Source organism: Chloroflexus sp. MS-CIW-1, assembly GCF_030444705.1.
Taxonomy (GTDB): domain Bacteria; phylum Chloroflexota; class Chloroflexia; order Chloroflexales; family Chloroflexaceae; genus Chloroflexus.
The window spans coordinates 2,036,874-2,051,030 of the sequence record NZ_JAUBWR010000001.1 but is presented as its reverse complement, the minus strand read 5'-3'; the positions used below and the strand labels follow the sequence as shown (position 1 = coordinate 2,051,030).

Sequence of the window (14,157 nt, the reverse complement as noted above, 5' to 3'; positions counted from 1 at the left end):
GGGCCAAAGGACAAATGAAAGTCGCGAACCGTACCTTTCCGCAGACACGCTTTTAGAGATATTGTACTCGACTATCAAATATGTACTGCAATGTTTACCATCGGTACCGCTGGTCATGTTGATCATGGGAAGTCAACGTTAATCAAGGCGCTCACCGGTATTGATCCTGATCGGTTGCGCGAGGAACAGAAACGCGCAATGACCATCGATCTGGGTTTTGCCTGGCTTACCTTGCCGAGCGGGCGTGAGGTGAGTTTGATCGATGTACCGGGTCACGAGCGCTTTATTAAAAACATGCTCGCCGGCGTTGGTGGTATCGATGCAGTGCTACTCGTCATTGCCGCCGATGAATCGGTAATGCCCCAGACCCGTGAACATCTGGCGATTATCGATCTGCTCGCAATACACCACGGGATTGTGGTCTTGAGTAAAGTTGACCTGGTTGATGCCGATTGGCTGGCGCTGGTCCGTGATGAGGTACGCGAGGTCCTAGCCGAGACAGGCCTGGCCGCAGCACCGATCATACCGGTCTCGGTTCGCACCGGGGTTGGTCTGTCTGAACTGATCCAAACGCTCGACCGACTTCTTGACACTTTGCCAATACGTCATCAGCCAACCGGTGTGCCACGACTAGCAATTGACCGCAGTTTTGCTATTGCCGGTTTTGGTACCGTTGTTACCGGTACTTTACGCGGTGGCCCGTTGTTTGTCGGCCAGGAAGTTGAGATATTGCCGCAGGGAATACGAGCGCGGATTCGTGGCTTGCAGAGTCATCAACGTCCTATAGATCAAGGACGCCCCGGCACACGCATCGCCGTAAATCTGGCCGGTGTCCATCACCGTGATCTCAAACGCGGGAATGAGTTGACTCTCCCAGGTGCGTTACGCCCAACAACCCTGCTCGATGCCAGGGTTCAGATCGTTCGTGAAGCCGCACCAGTCTGTCATAACACCACCCTTGATCTGTTTATCGGGAGTAGTGAGGCTGCTGCGCGGATCACGTTGCTTGATGCCGATGAGTTAGCAGGTGGCACAGAAGGATGGGTTCAGATTCGTTTGGCAACACCGGTCGTTGCCTCGGTTGGTGATCGCTTCATTTTGCGTCTCCCTTCACCCAGTCAAACGGTTGCCGGTGGTGTGGTGATTGATCCCCATCCTCCACGTCATCGCCGTTTTCGCGCCGACGTTATTACTGCGCTCAACCTCCGCACCCAGGGGAGTCCATCTGAACGCATCCTTCAAGCACTGGCCGATGGACAACCACGGCTGCGCGCCGATGTGATAGCCGCAACCGGAATGACCGGCTCGGAAGCAGAATCCATTCTGGCACCATTACTCGCCGACGGCAATTTGGTGGCCCTGGGTCAAGATGGTCTGACTACCAAAACGGGCTGGGATCGCTTGCGCGCAACACTGCGCGATCTGTTAACGTCATATCATCAGCGCTTTCCACTGCGTCGTGGAATGTCAAAGGAAGAGGTGCGTCAGCGCTTACAGGTGTCAAGCCGCCTCTGGCCGGGAGTGTTACAGGCAGCGCTCACCGAAGGTCTCATTGGCGCTGATGAAACAACGATACGTCTGGCCGATTTTACACCTCGGCCAACCGCCGAGCAACAACGGCTGCTCGATCAATTCCTGAATGCACTGAAGCGCCTGCCGTATACAACGCCAGCGGTTGATCCTGGTGATGAACTGTTGGCTTGGGCTTGTGATCAAGGAGTACTGGTGAAGATTGCTCCAGACCTCTATTTACTTCCGGCAACGTATTCCATGATGGAGACGTGGGTTCGCGCCACGATCGAAACCCAGGGGAGTGTGACAGTCGCTCAGCTCCGTGATCACTTTGGCTGCTCGCGTCGCTATGCGGTATCATTCCTTGAACACCTCGATGAACGACGGATAACTCGTCGGGTTGGCGATGTGCGAGTGCTGGCCCGTTGAAATACTCGTCGTTGTATTGGACATAAGCCTATGACGCATGATAGACTCTTAACATATATCCCCGCTGGAAAGGAGACGACCTTGACCGGTAAGCAAAATGATCTGCGCCGCTTTGGGGCTGCTCTGTTATTAGGCATGGCGGCTGGCTTTGCTGCACGCTACTACTTCGAGACGCGCACGCGCAGCGAAGGGCGGGTTGCCATCGGTCTCATTGATTGGGAACAGGCCCGCCAGACCGCTCTACGCCTATCACAATGGGAGCAGGCGCCGATAGATAATCGATCCTTTCGTCGTGAACAGTATGCACGTATGGTCACGCTGAGCGAACCGTTGATCGCCGAGTATCTCGGTGTGCAATTACCCGAACCGGTTAGTCGCATCTTTGTCTTTGACCGGCGAGAATGGCTGGAAGCCAACATCGTTTCGTTCAGCCAGCTCTTCCGCCCGATTGAAGAGATGTACGAAAAGAACGGCGGCGGTCGCGGGGCACTGGGCATGCTTATGAACGATGTGAGCAGTAAACTATTGGGCATGCAGATCGGCGGGCTGCTAGGCTATCTTGCGCAGCGTGTGTTGGGGCAATACGATCTCAGCCTGCTTTCGGCAGAGGCCACTGGTGGTTCCCTCTATTTCGTCGAACCCAACATTGCGCGCGTACAACAGCAGTTGGGACTGAGCGACGCAGAATTCCGTCTCTGGATTACCCTGCACGAGATGACCCATGCGTTTGAGTTTGAGGCTTATCCATGGGTACGCCGCTATTTCCGCGAGTTACTCGATCAAAACTTCGCGCTAATCAGCAGTCAAATGCTAAGCAGTGGTAACAATCTGTTTGATATGCTAGTGCGGCTCTTGCAAGGCATTGGCAGCGGCCAACACTGGATCGAGACAGTGCTGACCCCCGAACAGCGCGCCGTCTTTGATCGCATTCAGGCGTTAATGTCACTGATTGAAGGGTATGGTAACCACGTCATGAACGCCGTTGGTCGTCGCTTGCTGCCCAGCTTTAGCCAGATCGAACAGCGCGTCGCACAGCGGCAGAAGCAACGCACGATGCTCGATCTGATGATCTTTCGTCTGACCGGCCTCGACCTGAAGCTGGCCCAATATCAACAGGGCGAGGCGTTTGTCAACGCTGTGGTCGCGGAACGCGGGATACAATTTGCCGGTCGAGTGTGGGAACGGCCAGAAAACCTACCGACTATGGACGAGATTCGCGATCCGGCTCAGTGGATCAGGCGGATGGATCGTCAGCAATAAGAGAAAGGGGCGGGTTTTATGTCCGCCCCTCTGTTAGACAGTGCCCCTCTTGCTCCCCATTCTTCCCCAAGGTAGGGAAAGCCAAAATGATCATTCCCCTTCCGGCAGCGGTAATGGCAATTGCTCATCGGTGGCTGCGGTTGGTTGTGATGCTGATGGGAGAGTCTCCGGTGCTACCCCAGCCGCACCGACCAGCGCCAGCAAACCGGCCTCATCAATGACCGGTATTCCGAGTTGTTGTGCCTTTGCGAGTTTGCTTCCGGCATGAGCACCCGCTACAACGTAACTGGTCTTCTTACTTACACTATCGGTTACTTTACCCCCATGCGCAGTAATCAGCGCACTCGCCTGCTCACGACTCAGCGAAGGTAAAGTACCGGTTAAGACAAATGTCTTACCGACCAACGTATCACTGTGACGAGCCTGAGTTTCTGCGCCATCTATTTGTACACCAACAGCACGCAGCTTCTCGATCAACGCTCTATTTTCTGGGCGTGAAAAGAAATCAACAACACTGGCCGCGACCACCGGGCCGATACCGGGAATACGTTCGAGATCTTCCTGGCGGGCATTCATAATCGCTTCAAGAGAGCCAAACTCGTTCGCCAGCGTCTGCGCGGCGACCGTTCCTACATAACGAATACCCAGCCCAACAAGCAGCCGATCAAGCGGTCGCTGACGAGCAGCATCAATAGCGGCCAAGAGATTGGCAATGCGTTTCGGCCCGAATCCTTCAAGCGTTGCCAATTGCTCTGCCTTCAGCAAAAAAATGTCTGCTACGTCACGGATCAACCCTTGTTGCACAAAAAGTTCCGCCTGGCGTTCACCCAGCCCCACAATATCCATTGCCGACCGACTCGCAAAGTGCTCTACCCGTCGCACCAGTTGTGCCGGACAGATACTAAAGTTGTTGCAGCGCCAGGCTACCTCACCCGCTTCCCGTTCGAGCGGTGAGCCACACGCCGGGCAATGGGTTGGGAACTGCCAGGGACGCTCGCTGCCGTCACGACGGGCAATCACCGGGCCGACGACGTAGGGAATGACATCCCCAGCCCGCTTAACAACCACATAATCGCCTATCCGAATATCCCGTTGCGCAATATAGTCGGCATTATGCAGGCTGGCGCTACGAACGATGACACCACCAATCTGTACCGGCTCCAGTTCGGCATTTGGTGTTACAACACCAGTACGACCGACGTTCACCGTAATATCGATCAGACGGGTGATTGCTTCACGAGCCGGAAACTTGAGCGCAATTGCCCAGCGTGGATCGCGACCAACTACGCCCAATTCACGTTGTTGAGCAAAATCATCAACTTTTATTACCATCCCATCAGCTTCATAAGGTAGCTTGTCGCGTCGCGCCATCCACTCTTCGCAATAGGCCAAAACCTCTTCAAAATTGGTAAACCGACGAGCATCCTGGTTGACCGGAAAACCGAGGGCACGGAGATACCGCAACGTCTGCCATTGGCTACTGAGCGTAACCCCTTCGACCGCACCGACCCCGTAAGCGAAAAAGCGGAGCGGTCGGCTGGCCGTCACCATGGGGTCTTTCTGACGTAGCGAACCGGCAGCAGCATTCCGAGGGTTGGCAAAGACCTTCTCACCCGCTGCTGCCAGTCGATCATTCAAGACCTCGAAATCGGCGGTACGCATATACACTTCACCGCGCACTTCAATCATTGTCGGCTGCATTGCGGGCAGGTCATCAGCGACTGATTCGGGTACACGCAGTGTCAACGGGATACTGCTGATAGTGCGCAGATTGGCCGTGACATCCTCACCGATCTCACCATCGCCGCGAGTAGCACCCTGCACGAATTGACCGGCACGATAGGTTAAGGCAACGGCCAACCCATCAATTTTGGGTTCGACCACATACGCTACCTCTGCATCACTACCGAGTAGACGCATAACCCGATCACGCCAGGCCTGGAGATCGGCAGTTGTGAAGGCGTTACCAAGTGATAGCATCGGCTGAGCATGCTGCACTTTGGCGAATTGCGTAGCAGGAGTGCCACTTACGCGCTGCGTTGGCGAGTCAGGGGTTATCAATTCTGGATGCGCCGCCTCAAGAGCACGCAATTCAGCCATGAGTGCATCGTACTCGGCATCGCTAATGATCGGATCGTCGAGCACGTAATAGTGATAGTCGTAACGTCGGATCAGGTTACGCAGCTCTTTGATCCGCTCGGCAACCGCAGTTTGATTCATGAGTAACTCCATGGTCATGATAGAATTGCGCCAAAGGTACTATATATTGTTGGCATGAAGTAGTACCTTTGGGGGGGTTGCGAACACGTAAAAAAATCGTTATCATACTACCACCCCCCCCACACGAGACCCACTGGTAACCGCCAGTGGGTCTCGTGCATCATGAACTTGAACGATGCGAACATTTGTACATTATTGTAGCACAACTTCTAGGGCGCCAACCATTGTCGATCACGAGCATTATCACTATCGTTCACCGTGGCGATTGTGACAACACCTCACACCCATCAGCAGTGATCAGCACCAAATCCTCAATTCGCACACCACCCCAAGCAGGAAGGTAAATTCCCGGTTCAACCGACGTGACCATACCGGCTTGCAGAGGTGGACTCGGCGGTGCATCAGGCGCTGTCATCCGCAACCATGGCGCTTCGTGGATCACAAGACCGACCCCGTGACCAAGGCTATGCGCAATACCATCAGCATATCCGGCCTCACCGATAACCCGCCTGGCGACTACATCGGCTTCAGACCACGGCAACCCAGGACGCAACGCCTGTATTGCTGCCTGCTGAGCAGCGAGGGTAGCAGCATAAACGGTACGGAACATATCATCGGCTTGCCCTAATACAATTGTGCGCGTCAGATCGGCGTGATAGCCTGAGTAGCGAGCACCCATATCAATGATGATCGGCTGTCCTTCACCCAATTGATCGTCACCCGGTGTATGATGCGGACGAGCACTGTTACGACCTGCCGCGACAATAATCGGAAAGGATGGCCCCTCAGCCCCTAGCTCGTGCAGAGCGACTTCAATCTTCCACGCCGCTTCACGCTCGGTCATGGCAGGCGAAAGAGTGGGCAACACAGCCGCCAGCGCAGCATCGGTAATCGCCACCGCCTTTCGCAAAAGAGCAATCTCACCACTGTCCTTGACCATTCGTAGCTCTTCAACGATGTTCTCGGTGGCAACCAGCTCAACCTCATTACCCAGCGCAGTGGTCAATTGCCGATATTCGGCTACTGTCATCGTGGCAGCTTCAAAACCTAATTTCCCGATTCCCAGTTCAGCAGTCAATTCGGCAACGAGTTTGGGCAACGGTCTGGCAGGTGGGCGTATCTCACACAGGCTGAATGCCGGTGCCTCAGCCGCAGCCTGTACCACATAGCGACCATCGGTGAGCAATAATGCTGCTTCGGCACTGATCAACAATGCACCAGCACTACCGGTGAAACCACTAATGTAGCGACGACTAGCCGGGGCTGTGAGTAAGATTGCCGGCAAGTCACGTTCCGCTAACGCTGTACGGAGCCGCTGTAGTCGTTCTATCATGAGCATTCCTTTCGTTTTGACCCGCAATCTTGAGCAGTAGTAGCGTAGCGAACCCAGATGTCGGTACCAGGATACTACAAAAACAACAGGCGTATGTTTTAGAGCCGATCCGACCTATCCTGTCGCAGAAAAAGATGGGGCAGGGCGCAGCGCTGCTGCTACGCCGTGAGACGATTCTTCGGATCGGCACGCAGTTGAAATGGTGCATACCGCACCTGGGTACACGGGTCTCCGGCCCGCACAGATGGTGCGTACCGCACCTGGGTACGCGGGCCTCCCGCCCGCATAGATGGTGCGTACCGCACCTGGGTACGCGCTCCTCCCGCCCGCATAGATGGTGCGTACCGCGCCTGGGTACGCGCTCCTCCGGCCCGCACAGATGGTGCATACCGCACCTGGGTACGCGGGCCTCCCGCCCGCACAGATGGTGCGTACCGCACCTGGGTACGCGCTCCTCCCGCCCGCACAGATGGTGCGTACCGCACCTGGGTACGCGGGCCTCCGGCCCGCATAGATGGTGCATACCGCACCTGGGTACGCGGGTCTCCCGCCCGCATAGATGGTGCATACCGCACCTGAGTACGCGGGTCTCCCACCCGCACAGATGGTGCGTACCGCACCTGGAATCATCTTTTTTCGTCGTTCCTACCGAGTACAGCGGGATGAAGCGCCTATCTGACATATCATGTCGCGGAAGATCGGGGTGCAGTACCGCTGTGCCAGTCTATCAGGATAAGCTCGTGAGGAAAAGAGTCCAGCGTGTTCCATCCATCGACGGTTTTCATCTGTCGGACCGTGAGACGATTATACGGAATGAGAGTGCAATCCGCACCCCTATTGCTAGAATGACTCACATCATCCGAGGGAACGCAGAGCACAGACAGAACGTTCGCTTAGCGCGTTTGGCGGGCGAGCCGTTACATAGACGAAACCATCTCTATGGATTATCAAGGTGCTTGCGGCAACGGTGAGATCAACAACGGCTCAAGCTGCCCACGTTTCCAGAGCCCAATAACTTCCACATAGCCGTAGCGCACCGCACCACTGACTTGTAATCGAGCAAGCGCAGCCTGATCCCGATCACCATTCCGTAGTTTGATTTGGTACGCATTGGCAGCCGGTACACCACCGGGTCCGATCAGATCGACCAGCAAACTGGTACTGCTGGAAACAAGCAGGGCAGCTCGCGTTGTGACAACCTGACCTTCGTAGCGGTTATCGGCCAACAACTGTTTCAGCTCGACTTCAACCAGATTGAACGGCTGTAACGATGGCGTTTCAATGGTATAAAGCCACGCTCCGCCCGGCCCATAGTTACCGGCAGATCGCCAGACACCCTGTGCAATCACCAGCCCATATTGCACGCCGTCTACCTCACGGATAACCAGTTCAGGCGGTGGATCGAGACCACCAAGCCATACCTGCTGCGCTGGCGGATCGAGTGGCAGCGGTCGCTCTGCACTAACACTTATATGACTGACGAGCCGTGCTCCCTGTTCATCGCGGTAGAAGAAGGCAACCATCGGTTGGGAATAAGCCGGCGGACCCGGCAGAAGCTCGGCCAGCAACGGTAGGGATGGTGTCGATGAACAGGCACTAACCCAGAGCAGACTGATAAAAAGAGCGAACAAGTGTTTTCGTTTCATACTGTGCATTGTACCATAATTCGGCTCTTTAACACTCAAAAGCTCGCATGACAGCTCCCCGACAGATGCATGATAGGTTTTGACAGTTGTTGTTAACCGCCTTCGCACTATTGTCGTGGTATCGTATATTGCGGATACGAAAAATGTCTGGTGCAAGTATGAAGGAGGAGTCCTCTTATGGGGACCAAAAATTCTCGCTTACAAGGATTTTATCAACTCAATCCCTTCGAGCGATTACAGATGGTTAAGTCCTTTGATGGATTGGTAGATGAAGATTTGCGCGCCTTGCACGGCGGTCAGGGTGGTGCACTCACCATTGAGCGCGCCGATAAGATGATTGAGAATGTCGTTGGTACGTATAACCTGCCTCTTGGCATTGCGACCAACTTCCGTATTAATGGCCGCGACTATCTGATACCAATGGTGGTCGAAGAACCATCAATCGTGGCCGGGGCCAGTTACGCTGCACGTATGGTACGCGATGGTGGGGGATTTGAGACGAGTAGCACCGAGCCGCTGATGATCGGCCAGGTTCAGTTGGTTCATATTAGTGATCCCGATCAGGCTCGCCAGACCATCCTGTCGCGTAAAGAAGAGATACTCGCGCTGGCAAATGCTCAAAGCCGATCACTGGTCAGTCTCGGTGGTGGCGCTCGCGATGTCGAGGTGCGCTTCTTCCCAACTAGCCCCATGGGGCCAATGCTGGTCGTTCACTTGATTGTCGATTGCCGCGACGCAATGGGGGCGAACGCGGTGAATACCATGGCCGAGGCAGTTGCACCGCTGCTGGCCGAAATGACTGGAGGTCGCGTATACCTGCGCATCCTCTCGAACTTGACCGACCGCCGGTTGGCCCGTGCTCGTTGTGTGGTACCGGCGGCCTCACTGGCCCGTGACGGTCTCAGTGGCGAGGAGGTCGTTGAAGGTATCCTCTGGGCTTATGCCTTTGCCGTCGTTGATCCCTATCGGGCAGCGACGCACAACAAGGGCATTATGAACGGGATCGATCCAGTGCTGGTCGCTACCGGTAACGACTGGCGAGCGGTTGAGGCGGGCGCTCATGCTTACGCTAGTCGCAATGGTCGCTATACCTCCCTCTCACACTGGGAACGCGATGAACAGGGGAACCTGGTCGGTACCTTGGAAATGCCACTGGCAGTCGGTATTGTCGGTGGGGCGACAAAGGTTCATCCCACGGCACAGGCTGCATTGAAACTCCTTGGTGTACGCAGTGCCAGCGAACTGGCAGAAGTCTGTGTAGCGGCGGGGTTGGCCAATAATCTGGCTGCGATGCGAGCACTGGCCTGCGAAGGTATCCAGCAGGGGCACATGAGTTTACATGCCCGCCAGATTGCGCTGGCTGCTGGCGCCAGTGGTACGTTGGTCGATGAAGTTGCCCGGCGTATGGTTGCCGAACGCAATATCAAGCTGACTCGCGCCGAAGAGATTATCGCCGAACTCGAAGGACGGCGTGCCGGTGATCCCAACCGTAACTAGTCAGACTCCTCTGGCGGCCTGTATATGAATTTCAGCAGGCCGCCATTCATCTGAAGGGCGCAATGCCGCGCTGTTCACCCTGAATTGTCAGCAATCAGATATTGTGAGTCGGTTGCGATACATGTTCGTCGCTGAGCGGCGAGCAATGTCATAATATGCCTTGAATATCAGCACGGAGCATCTCTCATGATGAAACCACAACAGCCGGTTGGCATTATTGGGTACGGGACATACATCCCACGCTACCGGATTGCGGCTCGTGAAATAGCCCGAATCTGGACGGACGGACAAAGCGGTACGCCAGTTGAAGCTAAGAGTGTGCCCGGCCCTGATGAAGATACAATTACGATGTCTATCGAAGCAGCGCGTAACGCACTTGCCCGCGCCGCCATCCCAGCTTCAGCGCTGGGAGCAGTGTGGATTGGGAGCGAAAGCCATCCGTACAGTGTAAAACCATCAGGAACAGTTGTTGCAGATGCGCTGGGGGCAGGTCCGTGGGTAAGCGCTGCCGACTGGGAGTTTGCCTGTAAGGCCGGCTCCGAGGCATTCACAGCCGCAATGGCATTGGTAGGCAGTGGAATGCAACGTTACGCGCTGGCAATCGGAGCCGATACCGCGCAGGGTCGTCCCGGTGACGCCCTGGAATACACTGCTTCCGCTGGCGCCGCTGCCCTGATCGTTGGCCCCGCGGAAGAGGCATTGGCAACCATTGATGCCACGATCTCGTATGTTACCGATACGCCCGATTTCTACCGACGTGCTGATCGTCCTTACCCGGTGCATGGTAATCGCTTTACCGGTGAACCGGCCTACTTCCACCAGATTCAATCAGCAGCCGGTGAATTACTGCGGCAACTGGGGCGCACGGCTGCCGATTTCACCTATGCTGTTTTTCACCAGCCCAACGCCAAGTTTCCTCAAGCAGTTGCTAAACGACTCGGTTTTACCGATCGGCAAGTAGCGCCCGGGTTGCTCAGTCCACAGATCGGCAATACCTATTCGGGGGCAGCTCTCATAGGTCTCTGTGCAATCCTCGATATCGCCCAACCAGGTGATACGATCTTTATGACGACTTATGGCAGTGGCGCCGGTTCCGATGCCTATGCCCTAACCGTTACCGAGGCAGTTCTGGAACGCCGCGAACGAGCACCACTTACAGCTACATATCTGAAGCGGGCAGTGATGATTGATTACGCTATCTACGCGAAATGGCGTGGCAAGCTGGTGATGGGATAAGATGAGAGGTTTTATGATGTCAAATGTTTATATTGCAGGGATGGGTGCTACCGTCGTTGGCGAGCATTATCAGCGCAGTCTAGCCGATCTCGCGAGCGAAGCTGCACGCGCTGCGCTTATGAGTGCATCTGGCATTGCTCCACATCATATTGGCGCCCTCTACGTTGGTAGTGCCTTCAGCGAGGAGTTGTACGGGCAGAGTCAACTCGGCGCCTATCTGGCAAGCATGCTGGGCCTATCGCCTTCAATCCCGGCGCTGCGCGTTGAAGCCGCCGGTGCGAGCGGTGCACTGGCGCTGTATCAGGCGGTGCAGGCAGTACAACATGGGTTACCGGTCGCGTTGGTGATCGGGGTTGAGAAGGTCACCGATCATCTTGAAGATGAGATCGAAGCGGCTCAGGCAATGGCAACCGATAGCAACGAAGAGGCATTGCACGGCGTAACGCTGACGGCGCAGTGGGCGATGCTTATGCGTCGTTATATGTACGAATATGGCTACTCTGCCGATGCCTTTGCCCCCTTCCCGATCAACGCTCATACCAACGGCGCGAAGAATCCGCTGGCACTGTATCGCTTTCCGATAGATGCCGGCAAATATCGAAAGGCGGCCCAGATTGCCTCGCCGATCAATATGCTCGATTGTAGTACGCTGGCCGATGGCGCTGCTGCACTATTGATTGTGAACGAGAATCTGGCCCGTGAACTTGATGGGGTGCGAATCCGCATTGCCGGTGCGGCAGTTGCGACCGACCATCCAGCCCTGCATCGGCGACGGAATCCACTTGATCTGAGTGCAGCCCGTGCCAGTGCCCATATTGCACTTGGCCGCGCTCATTTAGGTGTCGGCGATGTTAATGTATGGGAACTGACCGACCCGCACGGAATTGCAGCGACGTTGGCCCTTGAGGCAATCGGCTGTTACGAAACCGGCACTGCTCCGCGTCATGCTGCCGAGGGAGCGATTACTCCAGGCGGAAAGACACCAATTGCGACGGCAGGTGGTTACAAAGCACGTGGCGATGTCGGTGGCGCAACCGGTATCTATCAGGTAATCGAGATTGCCCAACAACTTCGTGGTCAGGCCGGTGCTACTCAGGTGACCAACGCTCGTGTTGGGTTCGCACAATCGCTCGGAGGTATTGGTACAACGGCAGTTAGCCATGTCCTGATTCGCGAATCATGAGCCATCCTCTTCACAATATTCGTTGCGTGGGGTACAATATGGCTGCTTCCGCTATTTGCAACACAGGAGCATACCCCATGATTCAAGAGATGATTAACGGTAGCGTTGCAGTTCTTACCAATCCGTCGGTACAAACGTTCGAGCGGCACGAGCGGGATAATCTTGGTTGGGCATTGATCTATGCGGCCATTGCCAGTGTTATCAATGGGATTATTTCGGCTATCACATCCCCTTTTCGGATGGGGGAACTTCGAGCGCAACTTGAGGCTCAAGGGTTATCCCCAGACGCGATCGAGACAGCCATCGCTCAGCAATCTAATCCGATCTTTGTTGTCTTCGGAGGGGTTTTCGGCACAATTATCGGCTCATTAGTGATTTGGGGGTTCATTTACTTGCTAGGTCGGGCCTTTGGTGGTACTGGCAGCTTTGGCGAATTGGCCTGGGGTATCTCCCTCTTCTCGTCACCGTTATCTGTGGCCCAATTTATTGTATCTTCTATCCCACTTCTGGGCTGGATCCTTTCACTAGCCTTGGTCATTTACGGGATTTATCTCAATTATTTGGCAATCCAGTCTGGGATGAACCTGCCATCGCAGAAGGCGCTCTATATTTCGATCATCCTGCTGGTCATTGGTCTCTTCTTCTGGTGTATCGCGATTGGCCTTGCTGCTACTCTCGCGATCTTTGCAGGAGGTTTTGCACCATGAAAATAGCGCGACACTGGCGGGATCGTGTGCCCCGCTATCGTCTTGAAGGACAACGTCATCGCCACACTGGTGAGGTACGCTTTCCGCCTCAGCCACCGGCTCTCGATGAAGACCCCAACGATTGGGAGCCGTATCAATTGAGTGGACGGGGTGAAATCTACAGCTTTAGTGTGCTACGACAGGCACCAGAAGGCTTTGCCAGCTTTGGGGTCTATCCGGTAGCACTGGTGCGGTTAGAAGAAGGCCCGCTGGTGACCGCACAGCTCACTGATTGCGACGAATCAGAACTCACAATTGGTATGCCGGTTGAGATGGTCACACGACGGTTAATGGATACCGGTGAGGATGGCGTCTTAGTGTACGGTTATAAGTTTCGGCCCAGGCTATCGTGAGGAGAATGATTTTTTCCAGGCGTGTGGGTCGCTGATTGGTACGATGGCATGCAGGGTTTACACCTGATACCCGCCTGTGGCACGAAAAGAAGGAGGGGCGAGACGCTGTCTCGCCCTGTGCGGTATCATAACCCAACATGTGTTCCCGTCGGCATCAGGCTAGTCGTCAATCGTGTTTCTTCCATCGACAGGGTTCATCCGTCGTGGACGCGATGACGAGATATTCGGATAGGTACTAAGCATCACCGAAAACCGGAAACCTTGAAAACTTCGAGGGCACGGTTCTCATGCCCCACGATTTGCATCCTCCAGAGAACAACCGGTGCGCTCACTGGCCGAATACCGTTGGATAGCCAGCAGCTTTCCATGCTCGTATACCACCGGCAACGTTAATTGCCTCGTAGCCGCGTGACCTTAGCAGATCGCACGCCGCAGCACTACGATTCCCCGACCGGCAGATACAGACAATTGGCTTATCGGTAGGTAGTTCATTCAAGCGCTGTTCAAGCTCTTGCAAGGGAATAAGTGTTGATTGTGCAACCCGTCCATCTTGCAAGAATTCGGCGGGAGTCCGCACATCAAGCAGCAAGAAGTTCTCGTTTTGATCAAGCATGTTCTTCAACTGAGCCACGGTTATCTCTTTTGGAGTGGACGTTGCACTGGGGAGGGTCGTAGATGCCCCACACGCAGTTAAGATGGCGAATACGAACAGCGCAACGAATTTGAAAGCGTGTTGCATTGT

General features: G+C 55.0%; 11 protein-coding genes. 7 read left to right on the top strand and 4 right to left on the bottom strand.

The window, feature by feature from the left end; genetic code table 11:
- The first annotated feature begins 90 nt into the window (after positions 1 to 90).
- Both selB and QTO31_RS08275 read left to right on the top strand, forming a co-directional pair.
- A complete protein-coding gene (gene selB, locus QTO31_RS08280) occupies positions 91 to 1,941 on the top strand; it encodes a selenocysteine-specific translation elongation factor (protein ID WP_301428719.1) in 1,851 nt (616 codons plus the stop codon).
- A gap of 81 nt (positions 1,942 to 2,022) precedes the next feature.
- Positions 2,023 to 3,201 carry a zinc-dependent metalloprotease gene (locus QTO31_RS08275; RefSeq protein WP_301428718.1) on the top strand — a complete coding sequence of 393 codons (1,179 nt, stop codon included), beginning with the start codon at positions 2,023 to 2,025 and terminating at the stop codon, positions 3,199 to 3,201.
- Positions 3,202 to 3,291: 90 nt separating this feature from the next.
- Here the strand turns inward: QTO31_RS08275 and ligA are convergent, their stop codons facing one another.
- The 3 genes from ligA to QTO31_RS08260 form a co-directional block, all read right to left on the bottom strand.
- Complete coding sequence (gene ligA / locus QTO31_RS08270) at positions 3,292 to 5,421, bottom strand: NAD-dependent DNA ligase LigA (RefSeq protein WP_081910065.1); 2,130 nt, start codon at positions 5,419 to 5,421, stop codon at positions 3,292 to 3,294.
- A gap of 253 nt (positions 5,422 to 5,674) precedes the next feature.
- Positions 5,675 to 6,754, bottom strand: coding sequence for a M24 family metallopeptidase (locus QTO31_RS08265; RefSeq protein ID WP_301428717.1), 1,080 nt, complete (start codon positions 6,752 to 6,754; stop codon positions 5,675 to 5,677).
- A gap of 947 nt (positions 6,755 to 7,701) precedes the next feature.
- Entirely contained in the window at positions 7,702 to 8,400 is a 699-nt protein-coding gene (locus QTO31_RS08260) for a hypothetical protein (RefSeq protein ID WP_301428716.1), read from the bottom strand.
- A 177-nt stretch (positions 8,401 to 8,577) separates the two neighbouring features.
- On the opposite strand from QTO31_RS08260, the gene QTO31_RS08255 reads away from it, so the two are divergent.
- The 5 genes from QTO31_RS08255 (at position 8,578) to QTO31_RS08235 (ending at position 13,415) form a co-directional block, all read left to right on the top strand.
- Positions 8,578 to 9,897 (top strand): hydroxymethylglutaryl-CoA reductase, degradative, encoded by a 1,320-nt coding sequence (locus tag QTO31_RS08255; RefSeq protein WP_301428715.1) that lies wholly within the window; start codon positions 8,578 to 8,580, stop codon positions 9,895 to 9,897.
- A gap of 186 nt (positions 9,898 to 10,083) precedes the next feature.
- A complete protein-coding gene (locus QTO31_RS08250; protein ID WP_301428714.1) occupies positions 10,084 to 11,133 on the top strand; it encodes a hydroxymethylglutaryl-CoA synthase in 1,050 nt (349 codons plus the stop codon).
- Between the two features lie 13 nt (positions 11,134 to 11,146).
- On the top strand, positions 11,147 to 12,316 hold the full coding sequence (locus QTO31_RS08245) for a thiolase C-terminal domain-containing protein (RefSeq protein WP_301428713.1): 1,170 nt from the start codon (positions 11,147 to 11,149) through the stop codon (positions 12,314 to 12,316).
- Positions 12,317 to 12,393: 77 nt separating this feature from the next.
- Positions 12,394 to 13,023, top strand: coding sequence for a YIP1 family protein (locus QTO31_RS08240; RefSeq protein WP_031460856.1), 630 nt, complete (start codon positions 12,394 to 12,396; stop codon positions 13,021 to 13,023).
- A complete protein-coding gene (locus QTO31_RS08235) occupies positions 13,020 to 13,415 on the top strand; it encodes a Zn-ribbon domain-containing OB-fold protein (RefSeq protein ID WP_301428712.1) in 396 nt (131 codons plus the stop codon). Before QTO31_RS08240 ends, QTO31_RS08235 begins: the two co-directional genes overlap by 4 nt.
- Positions 13,416 to 13,743: 328 nt before the next feature.
- Here the strand turns inward: QTO31_RS08235 and QTO31_RS08230 are convergent, their stop codons facing one another.
- Positions 13,744 to 14,046 (bottom strand): rhodanese-like domain-containing protein, encoded by a 303-nt coding sequence (locus tag QTO31_RS08230; protein WP_236631275.1) that lies wholly within the window; start codon positions 14,044 to 14,046, stop codon positions 13,744 to 13,746.
- Between the last annotated feature and the right edge of the window lie 111 nt (positions 14,047 to 14,157).